At 64.6% G+C, this 15,052-nt stretch carries 19 protein-coding genes; 6 read left to right on the forward strand and 13 right to left on the reverse strand.

The window, feature by feature from the left end; genetic code table 11:
* Positions 1-45 precede the first annotated feature (45 nt).
* The 6 genes from AUL31_RS16765 to AUL31_RS16790 are packed head-to-tail and all read left to right on the forward strand — an operon-like array spanning position 46 to position 4,432.
* Positions 46-405, forward strand: coding sequence for an ArsR/SmtB family transcription factor (locus AUL31_RS16765; RefSeq protein ID WP_012092644.1), 360 nt, complete (start codon positions 46-48; stop codon positions 403-405).
* Positions 406-409: 4 nt separating this feature from the next.
* Positions 410-946 carry an arsenate reductase ArsC gene (locus tag AUL31_RS16770; RefSeq protein ID WP_034658503.1) on the forward strand — a complete coding sequence of 179 codons (537 nt, stop codon included), beginning with the start codon at positions 410-412 and terminating at the stop codon, positions 944-946.
* Between the two features lie 8 nt (positions 947-954).
* Positions 955-1,380 (forward strand): arsenate reductase (glutaredoxin), encoded by a 426-nt coding sequence (gene arsC / locus AUL31_RS16775; RefSeq protein ID WP_012092642.1) that lies wholly within the window; start codon positions 955-957, stop codon positions 1,378-1,380.
* A 27-nt stretch (positions 1,381-1,407) separates the two neighbouring features.
* A complete protein-coding gene (gene arsB / locus AUL31_RS16780; protein ID WP_012092641.1) occupies positions 1,408-2,496 on the forward strand; it encodes an ACR3 family arsenite efflux transporter in 1,089 nt (362 codons plus the stop codon).
* Complete coding sequence (gene arsH / locus AUL31_RS16785) at positions 2,493-3,209, forward strand: arsenical resistance protein ArsH (protein ID WP_012092640.1); 717 nt, start codon at positions 2,493-2,495, stop codon at positions 3,207-3,209. The genes arsB and arsH overlap by 4 nt, the downstream gene beginning before the upstream one ends.
* Before the next feature lie 26 nt (positions 3,210-3,235).
* The gene (locus AUL31_RS16790; RefSeq protein WP_049768451.1) at positions 3,236-4,432 is read left to right on the forward strand and encodes an MFS transporter; all 1,197 of its coding nucleotides are present in this window, start codon (positions 3,236-3,238) and stop codon (positions 4,430-4,432) included.
* A 152-nt stretch (positions 4,433-4,584) separates the two neighbouring features.
* Here the strand turns inward: AUL31_RS16790 and AUL31_RS16795 are convergent, their stop codons facing one another.
* The 13 genes from AUL31_RS16795 to AUL31_RS16855 all read right to left on the reverse strand — a co-directional run bounded on the left by AUL31_RS16795 (position 4,585) and on the right by AUL31_RS16855 (position 15,036).
* Positions 4,585-5,061 (reverse strand): hypothetical protein, encoded by a 477-nt coding sequence (locus AUL31_RS16795; protein ID WP_147307258.1) that lies wholly within the window; start codon positions 5,059-5,061, stop codon positions 4,585-4,587.
* Positions 5,062-5,152: 91 nt separating this feature from the next.
* Positions 5,153-5,437, reverse strand: a complete 285-nt coding sequence (locus AUL31_RS16800) for an EF-hand domain-containing protein (RefSeq protein ID WP_036749074.1) — start codon at positions 5,435-5,437, stop codon at positions 5,153-5,155.
* A 140-nt stretch (positions 5,438-5,577) separates the two neighbouring features.
* Entirely contained in the window at positions 5,578-6,027 is a 450-nt protein-coding gene (locus AUL31_RS16805; protein ID WP_012092637.1) for a ribbon-helix-helix domain-containing protein, read from the reverse strand.
* Between the two features lie 4 nt (positions 6,028-6,031).
* Positions 6,032-8,017, reverse strand: coding sequence for a conjugal transfer protein TraG (locus AUL31_RS16810; protein WP_012092636.1), 1,986 nt, complete (start codon positions 8,015-8,017; stop codon positions 6,032-6,034).
* A gap of 24 nt (positions 8,018-8,041) precedes the next feature.
* The gene (locus AUL31_RS16815; RefSeq protein WP_037092212.1) at positions 8,042-9,781 is read right to left on the reverse strand and encodes a relaxase/mobilization nuclease domain-containing protein; all 1,740 of its coding nucleotides are present in this window, start codon (positions 9,779-9,781) and stop codon (positions 8,042-8,044) included.
* 243 nt (positions 9,782-10,024) lie between these two features.
* Positions 10,025-10,789 carry a lytic transglycosylase domain-containing protein gene (locus tag AUL31_RS16820; protein WP_012092634.1) on the reverse strand — a complete coding sequence of 255 codons (765 nt, stop codon included), beginning with the start codon at positions 10,787-10,789 and terminating at the stop codon, positions 10,025-10,027.
* 2 nt (positions 10,790-10,791) lie between these two features.
* On the reverse strand, positions 10,792-11,127 hold the full coding sequence (locus AUL31_RS16825) for a DUF736 domain-containing protein (RefSeq protein ID WP_012092633.1): 336 nt from the start codon (positions 11,125-11,127) through the stop codon (positions 10,792-10,794).
* A gap of 68 nt (positions 11,128-11,195) precedes the next feature.
* The gene (locus AUL31_RS16830; RefSeq protein ID WP_012092632.1) at positions 11,196-11,741 is read right to left on the reverse strand and encodes a S26 family signal peptidase; all 546 of its coding nucleotides are present in this window, start codon (positions 11,739-11,741) and stop codon (positions 11,196-11,198) included.
* Positions 11,738-12,223 carry a DUF2840 domain-containing protein gene (locus AUL31_RS16835; protein ID WP_012092631.1) on the reverse strand — a complete coding sequence of 162 codons (486 nt, stop codon included), beginning with the start codon at positions 12,221-12,223 and terminating at the stop codon, positions 11,738-11,740. The genes AUL31_RS16830 and AUL31_RS16835 overlap by 4 nt, the downstream gene beginning before the upstream one ends.
* Positions 12,220-12,474: a hypothetical protein gene (locus AUL31_RS16840; protein ID WP_039194771.1), complete on the reverse strand. Its 255-nt coding sequence runs from the start codon at positions 12,472-12,474 to the stop codon at positions 12,220-12,222. Before AUL31_RS16840 ends, AUL31_RS16835 begins: the two co-directional genes overlap by 4 nt.
* Positions 12,471-13,214 carry a DNA-methyltransferase gene (locus tag AUL31_RS16845; protein WP_039194770.1) on the reverse strand — a complete coding sequence of 248 codons (744 nt, stop codon included), beginning with the start codon at positions 13,212-13,214 and terminating at the stop codon, positions 12,471-12,473. Before AUL31_RS16845 ends, AUL31_RS16840 begins: the two co-directional genes overlap by 4 nt.
* Positions 13,211-13,864 carry a ParA family partition ATPase gene (parA, locus tag AUL31_RS16850; RefSeq protein WP_012092628.1) on the reverse strand — a complete coding sequence of 218 codons (654 nt, stop codon included), beginning with the start codon at positions 13,862-13,864 and terminating at the stop codon, positions 13,211-13,213. The genes AUL31_RS16845 and parA overlap by 4 nt, the downstream gene beginning before the upstream one ends.
* On the reverse strand, positions 13,861-15,036 hold the full coding sequence (locus AUL31_RS16855) for a replication initiator protein A (protein ID WP_039194769.1): 1,176 nt from the start codon (positions 15,034-15,036) through the stop codon (positions 13,861-13,863). The genes parA and AUL31_RS16855 overlap by 4 nt, the downstream gene beginning before the upstream one ends.
* Between the last annotated feature and the right edge of the window lie 16 nt (positions 15,037-15,052).

The raw sequence follows: 15,052 nt of genomic DNA on the forward strand, positions 1-15,052 counted from the left end.
TCCGTGTATCCATGATTCAACTACTCTTGAGATGTTGAGGCATACATGAACGAAAAGCAAGCCCTCTCTGCCTTCGCGGCGCTCTCGCAGGAAACCCGGCTGCGCATCGTGCGCCTGCTGGTGACGGCCGGCCCGGAAGGGATGCCGGCCGGCGCGATCGGGGAAGCGATGGACGGCGCATCGTCGTCGCGCATGTCCTTCCACCTGAGCCACCTTGAACAAGCCGACCTCATCGAGTCGCGGCGCGACGGGCGCTCGATCATCTACAGCGCCTCCTATCCGGCGCTGTCCGGCCTGCTCGAATTTCTCATGCGCGATTGCTGCCAAGGCCACCCGGACGTGTGCAACCCGGCAGTCGCCGCGCTGTCCTGCTGCAAACCGACGAAAGGCGTCACCCATGCCTGAGCCTATGGCCAATCACTCCGATAGAATCTTCAACGTGCTGTTTCTTTGCACCGGAAATTCCGCCCGCTCGATCCTTGCCGAAAGCATCTTGAACAAGGATGGTGCGGGTCGCTTCCGGGCCTATTCGGCTGGAAGCCAGCCCAAAGGCGAAGTGAACCCGCTCGCCCTGAAGGTACTCGAAAGCTACGACTACCCGGCTGAAGGCTTCCGATCGAAAGGATGGGAAGAATTCTCCGGCCCCGACGCGCCGGTGATGGATTTCGTGTTCACCGTCTGCGACAACGCGGCCGGCGAAGCCTGTCCGGTCTGGCCGGGCCAGCCGATGACCGCGCATTGGGGTATCGAAGACCCCGCCACCGTCGAGGGCACCGAGATTCAGCGCATGGCGGCTTTTGTCACGGCGTTTCGCTACATGAAAACCCGGATTTCGGTCTTCGTGGCCTTGCCCGTCGCCAGCCTCGATAAATCGTCGCTCAATATGAAGCTCAACGAAATCGGTCAATCCGAAGGGGCAGCCTCGCCCCGCTCTGGCGCGGCGTGAGGCAATCCATGGATGTCATTGTCTACCACAATCCCGATTGCGGCACCTCGCGCAATACGCTCGGCCTGATCCGCAATTCCGGCGTCGAGCCGCATATCATCGAATATCTGAAAACCCCGCCCTCACGGGCGCTGCTCGCGCAACTCATCGAGCGCGCCAGCCTGACGGCCCGCTCGATCTTGCGGGAGAAAGGAACGCCCTATGCCGACCTCGGCCTTGGCGATCCAGAATTGAGCGATGACGCATTGCTCGACGCCATGATGGCGCACCCGATCCTCATCAATCGCCCCCTCGTCGTCACCCCCCAAGGGGTCAAGCTCTGCCGACCGTCCGAAGCCGTTCTTGATCTGCTGCCCCCACAACGGGGCGAGTTCGTCAAAGAGGATGGCGAGCGGATCATTGACGAACATGGACGGCGCGTTGCTTCCGCCTGACTTTCAGCCTGCGATTGGAGAATACTGATGGCTTCCCTCAAGCCAGCTTCCCGCCTTGGTTTCCTCGACCGCTATCTGACGGTGTGGATTTTCGCCGCGATGGCACTCGGCGTCGTGCTGGGCACGATATTCACCGGCTTGCCGGAAGCTCTCAACGCCATGTCGGTCGGCACCACCAACATACCGATCGCCATCGGCCTGATCCTGATGATGTATCCGCCGCTCGCCAAGGTGCGCTACGAAGAACTGCACCGGGTCTTTTCCGACAAGCGAGTGCTGATCCTTTCGCTGGTACAAAACTGGATCATCGGCCCGACGCTGATGTTCGCGCTGGCCGTGATCTTCCTGCGCGACCACCCGGAATACATGACAGGACTGATCCTGATCGGACTCGCCCGCTGCATCGCTATGGTGCTGGTCTGGAACCAACTCGCGCGCGGCGACAATCAATATGTCGCCGGTCTGGTTGCCTTCAACTCGATATTCCAGATTCTGTTCTTCTCCACCTATGCGTGGTTTTTCCTTTCCGTCTTGCCACCCCTCTTCGGCCTTGAGGGCAGCGTCATAGACGTGAGCTTCTGGACCATTACCGAAGCGGTGCTGATCTATCTCGGCATTCCCTTCCTCGCCGGGTTCCTGACGCGCCGCATCCTCATCGCTCGCAAAGGCGCGGGCTGGTATGAGCACGAATTTCTGCCGCGCATCAGCCCCATAACGCTAGCCGCGCTGCTGTTCACCATTGTCGCCATGTTCAGCCTCAAGGGCGCGGACGTGGTGTCGCTGCCTCTCGATGTCCTGCGCATAGCCATTCCCCTGGCGCTTTATTTCGTCATCCAGTTCCTCATCAGCTTCGCGATGGGCCGGCTGATCGAGGCGGATTATCCGCGCACCACGGCCATCGCCTTCACCGCTGCCGGCAATAATTTCGAGTTGGCCATCGCGGTCGCCATCGCGGCATTCGGTCTCGCATCGCCGGTGGCCTTCGCCGCCGTCATCGGCCCGCTCGTGGAAGTGCCCGCACTGATCCTGCTCGTTCATGTCGCGCTCAGGCTCGGCGCGAAGTGGTTTCCCGAGAAAGGGACGCCCGTTGCCGTTCCGGCCGAGGCCAAGCCATGACGGTTTCCGACCTTCCTAATGTGGTCCGCGCGGTGCTCGACAGCCCATCGGCTGAACGCCTACGAACGACGCCCTCTGCTCATCCGCCGCGCATTCTCCTGCTCTACGGCTCGTTGCGTGAACGCTCCTATAGCAAGCTGCTCACGCTCGAAGCCGAACGGCTCCTCAACCACTTCGGCGCGGAAACCCGTGTGTTCGATCCGCACGGCCTGCCGCTGCCTGATGGTGCGCCCGTTGATCATCCGAAGGTGCAGGAGCTTCGGAAACTTTCGGAATGGTCCGAAGGGCAGGTCTGGACCAGCCCCGAACGTCACGGTGCCATGAGCGGAGTCCTCAAGGCGCAAATCGACTGGATACCGCTCGCGGTTGGCGCAGTTCGCCCCACCCAGGGCCGCACATTGGCCGTGATGCAAGTCTCTGGCGGCTCGCAGAGTTTCAACGCCGTCAACCAACTTCGCGTCCTCGGCCGCTGGATGCGGATGATCACCATCCCCAACCAGTCCTCGGTCGCCAAGGCATATCAGGAGTTCGACGAAGCGGGTCGAATGAAGCCTTCATCCTATTACGACCGGGTGGTCGATGTGATGGAGGAACTGGTGAAGTTCACGCTTCTGACCCGCGACGTCGCTCCTTACCTCACCGACCGCTACAGCGAGCGCAAGGAAACCGCCCAAAAGCTGGAAGAGCGTATGGCGCTCAAGCGCGTCCGGTGACGACAAACCTGCCGGCTCAAACGGGCCTGTCTCCCGACGCGAGAAGGTGGCCCGTCATCTCCGCGCTCGGCATCGTACAGATATTTGCATGGGGCAGCTCCTATTACCTGCTCGCCGTTCTCGCCGCCCCGATCGCGGCCGATACGGGTTGGCCGCTTTCATGGATCGTCGGCGCTCTCTCCATTGGCCTGCTCGCGGCCGGCGTCGTTTCCCCGCGCGTGGGTGACGCCATTGGCCAGCACGGCGGGCGTCCCATCCTTGCTCTGGCTTGCCTGCTGTTCGCTGCCGGCCTCGTCATCCTTGCGGCTGCGCCGTCCCTATGGGTATTCGTCGCCGGATGGATCGTGCTCGGTATCGGCATGGGGGCCGGCCTTTATGATGCGGCATTTGCCACGCTCGGGGGCTATTATGGCCGTTCCGCGCGATCCGCCATCACTACACTGACCTTGTGGGGCGGCTTCGCAAGCACGGTCTGCTGGCCGCTCTCGGCCTTGTTTCTGGAGCATCTGGGATGGCGCGGGGCCTGCATGGCCTATGCCGGCATTCATCTCGCGATCTGCCTGCCGCTCGTGCTGCTGGTCCTTCCGAGCAACGGCAAGCCCAGGCCGATCGGTGGCAAAGACCAAGCTCCTGCGATCAAGCTGCGCGACCATGAGCGCCGGGCCTATCTGATCATGATGGCGATCGTGGTGCTGGCCGGATTGGGCGTCACCATCATATCGGTGCATCTGCTGACCCTGTTGCAGCAACGCGGGCTGTCGCTGGGCGAAGCTGTAGCCCTCGGCGCGCTGATAGGCCCGGCCCAAGTCGCCGGCCGAATTGGCGAAATGGCGAGCGGGGGGAGGCATCATCCCTTCTGGACACTCGCGGCCGCCTCCGTCCTGAGCGCGGCAGGGGTGACGATGCTCGCGGCAGGTTTTCTCATCATCGGCCTGTCGCTCATCCTCTACGGGGCCGGCAATGGCATCTTCTCGATCGCCAAGGGTGCGCTCCCGCTCGCCCTGTTCGGACCTTCCCGCTATGCGCCGATCATGGGGCGGCTTGCCCGGCCCAGTCTCGTCGCCCAAGCTGCCGGCCCAACCGTGGGTGCGATCCTGCTTTCGGTCGGGGGCACCGATCAAACTCTTGTGGCGCTGGCAGCTCTCGCCATCGCCAATCTCGCCCTCGTCGCGCTGTTATGGGGGCCGATCAAAGGAGAAGCGGGAAGCAACGATAAGTTTTGAGAAGCCGTCACGAAGATCCCTGATTTTTGTAGCAGGTCAGGCCAACGTTGAATTTTCAGGGGAATTTCTGTCGCAAATGTCGCGTGCGAAAGTCAAAATTGTGCGACTGATTTTTGCGACACGTCGCGGCCCGGAATCCGGGCCGCAATGGATTACCGCTCTTCCCGCTGCTGTGGTGCTGGACCGATTGTAGCGGGTTCCCCTTCGATGATGCGGATCGGCACGCCCAAAGCAGCCGAAAGGGATGCTTCGCTGCCACCGGCAAGCTCTGTTCCGGGGAGAACCGTAAGAACCACATATCCGGTGCGCTCATCGACATATCCGCCGTAGCCATCGGGAAGAACGCGCGTAATCATCTGGCGGTCATCCAACGCGGCGACCAGTTGATCGACGGTATGGGATGCGCCTGTCAGGACTTCGACACGCACCCGATCTTCGCCCAATTGGTACTGAAGCGTGCCCGCATCCCGGTCTCCCGTTAGCCTGACGACGACATGGAAATCGGGCTCGCGCTCGATGAAGATACCGGCGATACGGTCGCGGAAACGCTCCTGTAGGGCGGCCGAAAGCGGGCCGGTGTCCGGCTCCATCTCATGCGAGGGGATTTCAGGAACATAGTTCTCAGGCAACCCGGCCGGTCTGGCGGACGTGGGCGCCTCCGCGCCTGCCACGGATGCTGCCGCGACAAACACCGTTGCGCCAAAAGCCCCCGCCCATACCCTATTCATTTGTGGTTTTGCCGCGTGCTTCGAAGAGCGCGGCCTTGTCTTCCGCGGGGCTGATGAAACCGTCGCCATCGGTGTCGATCTGGTCGAAGACTTCATCGGTCATGTTCGGATTCCCGGCTTTCGCCTCTTCCCGGCTCAGCTTGCCGTCGCCATCCGTGTCGCCCGCGTCCCATTCGGCCTGCCATGCGGCTTCGTCAAAATCTGCGGGCGGTTCCGTCTGGGCGAAGGCAGGGACGGCGAGACCGATGGCGAACAGGCTGGCAATGGCAAGTCTCAAGGCTGTTCCTCCAAAGTCGAGTGAATATACAGCCATCACCTTAGGATAATTCGCGAAAATCCCAAAGACCGCGACAGTCGCGAAGGCCGCTTCCGGCGGATCCTTGTTACTGCTCAGCCAACCGGGAGCGGGAACTCGTGTCAACGACTAAGGCGGCCAAATTCAACTCTCTGATCCGTCACATCCTCCGACACCTCCTGCCGCAGCTTCGGTCCCTGTGCGAGGCGGCGACCGAGCGCGGTGATGAACGCCTCGTATCGCTCCGCTGATTTGGCCTTCGCGGCCTTTGCCGCCGGCTCAGGCAAGGCCGGTGTGGTGTTGACCCAGAAGCGGATGAAGACCGCCAGGCTTTCGACGGCGATGCCGACGTCTCGTTCAAGCCGGTCCATGCGGCGATCGAGTCGATCGAGGCGCTTGGCGATTATCGCCTCTCGGCGTTCGGCATCGTCGGGAGACAGGAATGAGGCGATGGCCGCCTCGCCGATCATCGACTGCGACCGGTCCCGCCGCGCGGCAAACTCGGTCAGGGCTTTTTCGACATCGGGGTCCAGATAGACGGTGAGTTTTTTCTTCTTCCGGAGATTGGCCATGGCGCTACAGCTCCATGCCGTCGTTCGGGTCCATGGCAACCTGCCGGGCAATGCCCTGCACCTGGCGGATCATGCGCCGATTTTGCATGGCCTCTTCCTCAACTTCATCGGGCGGCGCGATCTCGAATTCGTTCTCGAGGGGCTTTTTCTTCTCCACGGGCTTTACGCGGCTGAGTTCAGGCTGCAATCGGCGTTCGGATTCGGTCGGATCTTCGTCATTGGTTCTCTGGTCGCCGTGATCCGTGGCGCCTTCCGGTCGCGCCGGGATCGGAAGCTTGGTCCAGTCGTCGGGCCGCGTTTCTTCGGGACCTTTCAATTCAGGCGGTGACAGAACGCGCTCGCGAAACCGGGCGTCCTCGTAATAGCGCGCCTTCGTCGCCCGGATCGGGGGGATGCCCGCCACCATGACGATCTCCTCATGTGGGGGAAGCTGCATGATCTCGCCCGGCGTCAGCAACTGGCGCGCGGTTTCCGAGCGCGAGACCATAAGGTGCCCGAGCCAGGGCGACAGGCGATGGCCGGCATAGTTCTTCATCGCCTTCATCTCGGTGGCGGTGCCGAGCGCATCCGACACCCGTTTCGCCGTGCGCTCGTCGTTGGTGGCGAAGCTGACGCGGACATGGCAGTTGTCGAGGATCGAGTTGTTCGGCCCGTAGGCTTTCTCGATCTGGTTCAGCGACTGCGCGATCAGGAATGATTTCAGACCGTAGCCGGCCATGAAAGCCAGCGCGGTCTCGAAGAAATCGAGCCTGCCCAGCGCCGGAAACTCGTCCAGCATCAGAAGGAGCCGATGCCGCCCGGCGTTCGCCTGCAGGTCTTCGGTCAGGCGACGGCCGATCTGATTGAGCAGCAATCGCATCAGCGGCTTGGTGCGGTTGATGTCGGAGGGCGGCACGACGAGGTAAAGCGTGACCGGCTGATCGCCTCCCACAATATCGCTGATGCGCCAGTCGGAGCGGCGTGTGACTTCGGCCACGACCGGATCGCGATACAGGCCGAGAAACGACATCGCCGTCGACAACACGCCGCTGCGCTCGTTCTCGGACTTGTTGCGCAGCTCGCGCGCGGCGCTGGCAACGACCGGGTGCGGCCCCGCTTCGCCCAGATGCGCGGTCTTCATCATGGCGCGCAACGTGGAATCCACCGGGCGCTTCGGATCGGACAGGAATTTGGCCACACCTGCCAGGGTCTTGTCGGGTTCGGCGTAAAGCACATGCAGGATGGCGCCCACCAGCAGCGAATGGCTGGTCTTTTCCCAATGGTTGCGCTTGTCGAGACTGCCTTCCGGATCGACGAGGATGTCGGCGATGTTCTGGACGTCGCGCACCTCCCACTCGCCGCGGCGCACTTCCAGCAGCGGATTGTAGGCCGAGGATTTCGGGTTGGTCGGGTCGAAGAGCAGCACGCGGCCGTGCTGCGAGCGGAAGCCGGAGGTGAGCTGCCAGTTCTCACCCTTGATGTCGTGGACGATGGCCGACCCCGGCCAGGTCAGCAGCGACGGGACGACGAGGCCGACGCCTTTGCCCGAACGTGTCGGGGCAAAGCACAGGACATGCTCCGGCCCGTCATGGCGTAGATAGTCCTTCTCGTAACGGCCGAGAACAACACCATCGGGATCGAGCAGGCCCGCCGCCTTGATCTCTCCTTTCCCGGCCCATCGCGCCGAGCCATAGGTGGCGACGTTTTTCGCCTCGCGCGCCCGCCAGACCGACATGCCGATGGCGACGGCAATGGCGATGAAGCCGCCCGATGCCGCGATGATCCCGCCCTTGGCGAAGATCGGCGGCGCATAGGCTTCGTAGAAATACCACCACCAGAAGATCGCGGGCGGATAATAGATCGGCACGCCGAACATCACGAACCAGGGCGGCCCGAGTTGCGCCTGATAACCGAGGCTCGAGGCGACATACTGGGTCGCGCCCCAGGTGGTGGCGAGGATGATGAGGAAGACGATGGTGATCTGTCCCCAGAGGATCTTGGTCGCGGACATTGCGATGGTCCTTTCTGGTTGAGGCTAAAGGCCGAGGGAGCGCTTGCGCCCGAAGTCCCAATCTACGCCGCCATCATCGCGGGCTACGCCGGAGACGTGACGGCCGATCTGTTTTTCGAGAGAGGGCGACCAGGGCACGAGCTGGAAGCCGAGGCCGTCGTCGATCATGGCGAAGCGGCCGGAGGCGAGCGCGAAACGCTGGCGATAGGAGCCGGCGACATATTCGCCGCTGGCTGCGCGCTCGAAGGACATGCCGGTCTCGGTTGCGAGCTTCTCGCCGAGGTTGTCGAGTTCGCGTTGGCGCAAGGTGCTGAGCAGCCGGCGCGCGAAGACGACGCGACCGCCCTGCCGCTCGGCAAAGCCCTCGCCGATCAGATGTTCAGCGCGTTCGTCCAGAGCCTGACGGACCTCAGCGCCGAAACCGCTGTCCGACAGCGCGATCGGATCGCGGGCGATGGCCTGCCGGTCGAGCCAGGTCGCGCCCGAGGCGCCGACTTGCGCACCAAGATCGAGATCGGCGCGGACGGCGAGCGCGACGCGGCGCTGCCCCTGCGGGTCCTCCCAGGATCGCAACTCGACGATGGAACCGGGCGGACTGTCGCCGGCGGCGTCGAGATGCGGCAGCTTGATGTGATGGGTCCGCCCGTCGGTGCCGTCGACCACGGCATAAGCGGTGCCCTTCAACTCGTCGTCGAGGCCGCGCTCGACCAGGCGGCCGATGACGGGAACGTCAAGGCTTTCGCCGGCGAGGACATAGCTGGCCGAGCCGCGTTCGATGCCGCGTTCGGTCAGGGCACGGTGCATGCGCTTGATGATGTCGCCGCGCTCGCCCAGTTCACGCAGGACCGCTTCGGCTTCGGGCTTGATGAACCATTGCGAGAGGCCGATCTCTTCGGCAAGCCCGCGGATTTCAAGGGTTCGCAGCCGCCCCACCTTCAGAGTATGAAACTCGTCCGGCTGGCGGTCGGGAAGCGGGGCAAGGTCGATGATGCCGGACTTGCCGGCGTCGCGCACAAGCTGCCGGTCGAGCTGCGTCCAGCGTTCCGCCTCGACCTGCCGCTCCAGATTGCGGTGGATCTCCAGATCGGTGCGGGGCCCGAGTTCCTGCGTGACCAGATCCTGCGCACGGGCGCGCATGCCCTCCTTGATGTAGTCGCGGGAAATCACCAGGTCCTGGCCATCGTCGGTGCGGCCGCGCAGGATGATATGGATATGGGGATTGTCGGTGTTCCAGTGATCGACGGCGACCCAATCGAGGCGCGTGCCGAGATCCTTCTCCATCTGCCCCATCAGCTCGCGGGCGTGATCCTTCAGATTGGCCATGTCCACCGCGTCTTCGGGCGAGACGATGAAGCGGAAATGATGCCTGTCGTCCTGGCACTTTTCCGCGAAAGCGCCGACATCCATGTCGTCCCTTTCCGGGCCGAACATCCGCGCCTTTTCCCCGTCGCGGGTCACGCCATCGCGGCGCAGATAATTAAGGTGTGCGCCGAGCGGAGCCGAGCGTGCCGTTTGGCGAACCACGCGGGTCTTGATGACGGCGATGCGCGAGCGTCCGGTGAGAAGCCGGTTGGCCTGGATGCTGGCGCGCTGACCGCGCCCGAAGCGTGAGCGGTTGCCCGAGGTGATCTTGCCGGAGCGCGAGACGCGTCCGCCGGCTTTCTGGGCGGCGGCGAGCGCCTGGGCGACAAAGGGCCTCGCCTGTTGCGCGCGGGTCGAGCGGATACGGCCCGGACGGATGCGGAACTCGTTGTCATCGGACATGGGGCGCCCCCGCACGGTGCAAATCATCAAGGAAAATCAGGAAGAGGAGCGCGCAGCGCACGGTGCGCGCCAGCGCCGCACGGTGCGGGACGCGCCGGAAACCTGAACAAAAACAACCGCCCGCCACAGCCGCACCGTGCGGCCTTTTATCTCGCCATCTTTCGGTCGTGGTGCCTGCCGCCACCCTCTGCGCCCTCCATGACACGCCAGCGCCCGATGGGATGCGAATTGCGGTGCCGCTGCTCATGGCCGGTCCCCACCGGCATCGCGGGCGACGAACAGCCCCTCCGACTGCAAGGCGGTGAGTGCGTCCGGTGCCGCCGGGACGAGCGAAGGGGCATCGTCCGGCGTGCGGTCGGGGGACGCGGGATCGGCAGCGGAAGCGCCGATTTCACGCGCGACGAAGAGCGCCGCCTCGCGCCAGTCGGGCGGCGGAGCGACCGTCGAGCCGCTGCCGGAAGGCCGCTCGCCGAGCAGGATCGGCGTCAAAGCAGCGACATAGGCGCGCGTCTCGGCAGGCAGCGGACGAGCCGTCGCGCGGTATTCATCGTAGCGACCGGGACCGGCATTGTAGGCCGCGAGCATCGCGGCAACATTGCCGTAGCGATCCCACATCTCGCGTAGGTAGGCGGTGCCCGCGAGGATGTTGTCGCGCGGCTCGAAGGGGTCGCGGCCGAGAGCATGGCGGATGCGCAGCTCCGCCCAAGTCGAGGGCATGACCTGCATCAGCCCCATCGCGCCGGCAGACGATATGGCGTGCATATTGCCCGCGCTTTCGACCTGCATCACGGCGATGATCCATGCCGCCGGGATGCCGAACCGCTGCGAAGCCTCTTCGATATGGGCGCCGTGCGGATGCACGGCGACGGCACGACCCATCACGGCGATCTGCGCCAGGCCGGGCAGCGGGGCAATGGCTGTGACGAACAGGCCGGAAAGAAGAAGGAGGAGGATGCGGCGGCGGGCGCCACATCTCCCCGAGGCGGGACGGATGCAGGACGTGACCATGATCACTCCTGCTCGTCGCGCTTCTTTTGGCGGGTCCAGTGCAAGCCCCAGTCGCGGCCGTCTTCGTCCGACTGGAACAGGCGGGCGCGGATCGGCTGCTGGAAAACTGGATCGTCGAGAAGCACGGAGACGAACGGTCCCGCGCGCTCGCCGGAATGTTTCCAGCCTGCGCCGACTTCCGGCCCATACTCATCGCCGAGATGGATGCGATAGGCAGGCGCCTTGTCGGCGTCCGCATTTTCCGACGGCGTGAAGGTCAGCTCGACGTCCAGCGAGAGCGTGCGGAGTCGCCCGGAATAGCCGGACGGGGTGCGGGTAAACTGGCCGATCTGTGCCATGGAAGGCTCCTTTCCTATGCGGTGGAGAAGACGCGGGACGGCTCAACGGCCCCGCTCTGGACGCGCTGTCACCGCATCGGCGCGCGCCAGACAAAGCGGCCCTCGCCGTCTTCGTCGGTGAAAAGCGGGATCGCGTGGCCGATCACCGCCGAGGCGGGGAACGGGCCGAAATAGCGGCCGTCGAGGCTGTCGCCGACGTCCGGGTTCATCAGGAACACTTCGCCCTCGGCGATGACGCGACAGCCCTGCCAGACCGGCAGGTCTCGGCCGAAGCTGTCGTGGTCGCGCGCCTCGCCGAGCGGAACGCCGTCGACGATAATGGCGCGGCCATCGCGGCACAGGCGCTGTCCGGGCAGGCCGAGAACGTGCTTCAGAAGCGGCACGTCGCGTGCGACGTAGCCGCGCTCGACCATAAACGAGGCGAAGGGTTCGGGTGGGATGACGGCGACCAGATCGGGCACCGCGATCCGGTCGTCGGGTGCGACAGTATAGAACCCGATCGGCACGCTGGCCGATGCGTTCCAGACCAGCCTTGGCGCAGTCGGAACGAATCCGGCAAAGGCGATCCCGAGCGTGGCAACCGTCGTCACCATGACATAGCGAAAGCGCGTCATGGGGCGATCTCCCGCCGCCAGAGCCATGCCTGATGACGCTCCGCGGTGTAGGGACGCGGCGCTTCGCCTGCGTTTATCCAGTGGGAGACGTGCCGCCAATGATCGGGATCGACTTGGGCCGGATCGACACCTATGGCCTCGATCCCGTCGACATGGCGAAGGACAGCCTCGACCTTCGGCCAGCCTTCGATCTTCAGCAGGATTTCGCCGCCTGGACGGACGAAGGGCAGCGTCTGATAGGACTGGCCCGGCGCAACCGCGCGCAGGATGTCGAGGCGCGAAATGATCGTGCCGTGGTCGTTCGCCGCCCAGCGGACGAACGCAAACACCGTGCCGGGATGGAAGAATACAACACGCCGGTTGCGATCGAGGATCTGCTCACCAGTCGCATGGCCGAATCTGATCCAGTATTCGGTCTTGCCTTCCACCCAGGTCAGTTCCGCGCGGGTCAGATCGCCGTCATGGGCGTCGATGCCGATCATGGGCGGTCTCCCCCTATGTCGGGAAACTCGCGCGCCAGCAGGTCGCGCAGCATGTCGGCGACGGTGATGCCGCGCTGGAAGGCCGCGATCTTGATGCGGCCGCGCAGCGCCGGCGTGATGTCCACGGTCAGCCGCGCCGAATAGGCGTCGGCGGTATCCGTGCGCTTTGGCGGCGCGTCGCCGGCCTTGATCCAGCTATCGGGATCGGCCGGGCGCGTAGCGAAGCTGCGCTTCTCGGTGCGCGCCGTCATGACGAAATTCCGTCATGGAATGGCAGCACGGTGGCGATGCGCGCCCGCGCGCACTCGGCCATGTCGGGGTCGATCTCGCAGCCGAGATAGCGCCGGCCGGAAAGCCGGCAGGCTTCCCCGACCGCGCCGGAACCGGCGAACCAGTCGCCGACCAGGCCGCCTTCGGGGCAGCTCGTGCGGATCAGGATCTCCAGGAGCGCCGACGGCTTTTCGGTCGGATGGATGGCGCGGCCGTGGCAGTTGCGCAGGTAGATGACCGAGCGCATGAGGCGCGGCCCGCCGTCATGGCTGACATAATGGCCGGCGTCGATCTGGCCGGTATGGGGCGGGCGCTGCTTGCGCCGCACCGTGCGGGCCGTCGCGTCGGGCGTGGTCTGGACGTCGTTGTAGATGTCACGCCAAGCGGTCTCGGCGGGATAGAACTGGACGGCCAGTTCATGCACCCGCTTGAAGCGGTCGGCATGAAAGCCGGTGCCGTTCTGCTTTTCCCAGACGATCTCCTGCGCGATCCGCAAGCCGGCGTCAGTGAAGCGGTCGGCGGTCGCCATGAAGCTGCGCAGCGAGCCGAAGACCCAGAGCGAGCCGGTCGGCCTGAGGGCGGCGCGCGCCAGCACGACCCAGCCCTCGACGCGCCGATCCCAGGCGAGCGAAGTGTCGCCATAGGGCGGATCGGCGATGATCATGTCGTAGGGTGCGTGCCAGGGCATTTCTTCGCGGCAGTCGCCGGTAAGGATCGTCATGCCGATACCCTCCCGATCCCCAGCAGGCCGATCTCGGCGGCCAGGGCGGCAATCTCGCGCGCGGCGGGTGATCGGCGCCCGATCTCGCGGACGAGCCGCCCGGTCTGCGCGGCGTCGGCGAAGACGACGCGCTGGCCGATGGCGCTGGTGAGCACGGGAGGATCGTGGTCCGCCAGCGTCTCGGCGGTCTCGCGGGCGATGACGGTGCGGGCACCGCAGCGGTTGAGCACGAAGCGGGCAACGAGCTGGGGCCGGTAGATGCGCGCCTCCGCCAGGAGGGCGAGCATCTCCGCCGAAGCCCAGCCGTCGAACGGCGATGGCTGCACCGGGATCAGCACGAGATCGGCGGCGAGCAGCGCGGAGCGCATGAGGCCGGCGACGCGCGGTGGCCCGTCGATGACGATGCGATCGACATCGCGGGCGAGTTCGGGCGCTTCGCGATGCAGCGTGTCGCGGGCCAGGCCAACGGTGCCGAAGGCGCGTGGCAGGCCCTCACGCGCGCGTTGTTGCGACCAGTCGAGGGCGGAGCCTTGCGGATCGGCGTCGATCAGGGTGACGCGCTTGCCACCCTGAGCCAGTTCACCGGCAAGATGCAGCGCCAGCGTCGTCTTGCCGACACCGCCCTTCTGGTTGAGGAGCGCGATGATCATTTGCACCCCCCCGGCAGATCGAGAGGCAGGCGGGGTCTTTCTGCAGATTCAGGAGCCTCGGTTGCGCCTCGATCAGATGCCGGTCGAGGCGATGCCGGGGCGTCGGATGCCCTCTTCTTAGCGGCTCTACCAAGGCTTCTGGCGGTGTCGCGGATGAGGTTTTCCACATCGCGCGCGCGCTCTTCAAAGTTAGACTCTTTGTTAGACTCTAAGTTAAGGGCGCGATTTCCTGAATGGGTTCCGGGTGTTAAGCCCGGTTTCGGTTCCTGATAGCACGAGCCTCCGGTTCCCGATAGCACGATAGTCCGGGTTCCTGATAGCACGAGGCCATCCACAGGTTTTCCACAGGGCGCGACCGGCTCGAAGGCCAGCAGCATCCGCCCGCCAACCTCAGCTTCGAGAAACAGCGAATAGCCCGGCAGAGGCTGGCGCCGGATGATGTCGCGCAGCTCGAAGGCGAAGCGCTTGAACGGCGACAGGCTGCCGGATTTCTGGTGAAGGTGACGGAAATCGAACCGCCAGCCATCGCGCTGGCGGCCGCCGTGCTTGCGCACCAGGCGGTAGAGCCAGCGGTCGAGGCCGCCGGTGAGATCGAAATAGGTCCGGTCGATGGTCAGCACGAGCGCATCGTCGAGGACGGCTTGGTAGAACCAGTCCGGCACGATCATCTCGATGCCGTCGGGTCGGCCGTTGCGGTCGGTGCGCTCCTGCCATTCGTTGATCCACGAGAAACGATGACGGCGGCCTTCGGTCGGCTGGCGGATCGAGGTGGAAATCGTGGTCGATTGCAGCCGGTCGAGCGCCGCCTTCAGCCGCTGGTAGTCGCGAAGCGACGTGCCGCGCCCGACATAGGTGAGAATCTCATAGGGCGTGGCGGCCATCAGCCGGGAGGTGCGAAGCCCGGCATCGCGGGCTTCGACGATCTGGCTCGCGGCCCAGATCAGGATGTCGGCGTCCCAGATCGTGGCCATGCCATGATCGGGAACCGCCTCGACCCGGATGGTCACGCTGCCGGCAGCGAAGTCGATGGGCGCGATGCGCTTCGACTTGGCGAGGGAGAAGAAGGGATAGGCCATGAGATCCTGCGCGTCTCGTGGCGCGAAGTCGCCGGGGAGCGCCCGGAACAGGTCGAGCTGCCCGCGCTCAGAAAGGGATCGGCGTCGCACCGTCATGAAGGGAACCGGCTGC

It is taken from the genome of Aureimonas altamirensis (assembly GCF_001463885.1).
Taxonomy (GTDB): domain Bacteria; phylum Pseudomonadota; class Alphaproteobacteria; order Rhizobiales; family Rhizobiaceae; genus Aureimonas; species Aureimonas altamirensis.

Excerpts from the sequence above, each read along its gene's own strand:
- AUL31_RS16810 (WP_012092636.1), bottom strand. The coding sequence starts at position 8,017 with ATGTCCGCGACCAAGATCCTCTGGGGACAGATCACCATCGTCTTCCTC.
- arsB (WP_012092641.1), top strand. The coding sequence starts at position 1,408 with ATGGCTTCCCTCAAGCCAGCTTCCCGCCTTGGTTTCCTCGACCGCTAT.
- arsH (WP_012092640.1), top strand. The coding sequence starts at position 2,493 with ATGACGGTTTCCGACCTTCCTAATGTGGTCCGCGCGGTGCTCGACAGC.
- AUL31_RS16855 (WP_039194769.1), bottom strand. The coding sequence starts at position 15,036 with ATGACGGTGCGACGCCGATCCCTTTCTGAGCGCGGGCAGCTCGACCTG.
- AUL31_RS16840 (WP_039194771.1), bottom strand. The coding sequence starts at position 12,474 with ATGACGGCGCGCACCGAGAAGCGCAGCTTCGCTACGCGCCCGGCCGAT.
- AUL31_RS16835 (WP_012092631.1), bottom strand. The coding sequence starts at position 12,223 with ATGATCGGCATCGACGCCCATGACGGCGATCTGACCCGCGCGGAACTG.
- AUL31_RS16815 (WP_037092212.1), bottom strand. The coding sequence starts at position 9,781 with ATGTCCGATGACAACGAGTTCCGCATCCGTCCGGGCCGTATCCGCTCG.
- AUL31_RS16805 (WP_012092637.1), bottom strand. The coding sequence starts at position 6,027 with ATGGCCAATCTCCGGAAGAAGAAAAAACTCACCGTCTATCTGGACCCC.
- AUL31_RS16830 (WP_012092632.1), bottom strand. The coding sequence starts at position 11,741 with ATGACGCGCTTTCGCTATGTCATGGTGACGACGGTTGCCACGCTCGGG.
- parA (WP_012092628.1), bottom strand. The coding sequence starts at position 13,864 with ATGATCATCGCGCTCCTCAACCAGAAGGGCGGTGTCGGCAAGACGACG.
- AUL31_RS16765 (WP_012092644.1), top strand. The coding sequence starts at position 46 with ATGAACGAAAAGCAAGCCCTCTCTGCCTTCGCGGCGCTCTCGCAGGAA.
- AUL31_RS16845 (WP_039194770.1), bottom strand. The coding sequence starts at position 13,214 with ATGACGATCCTTACCGGCGACTGCCGCGAAGAAATGCCCTGGCACGCA.
- AUL31_RS16820 (WP_012092634.1), bottom strand. The coding sequence starts at position 10,789 with ATGGTCACGTCCTGCATCCGTCCCGCCTCGGGGAGATGTGGCGCCCGC.
- arsC (WP_012092642.1), top strand. The coding sequence starts at position 955 with ATGGATGTCATTGTCTACCACAATCCCGATTGCGGCACCTCGCGCAAT.
- AUL31_RS16825 (WP_012092633.1), bottom strand. The coding sequence starts at position 11,127 with ATGGCACAGATCGGCCAGTTTACCCGCACCCCGTCCGGCTATTCCGGG.
- AUL31_RS16770 (WP_034658503.1), top strand. The coding sequence starts at position 410 with ATGGCCAATCACTCCGATAGAATCTTCAACGTGCTGTTTCTTTGCACC.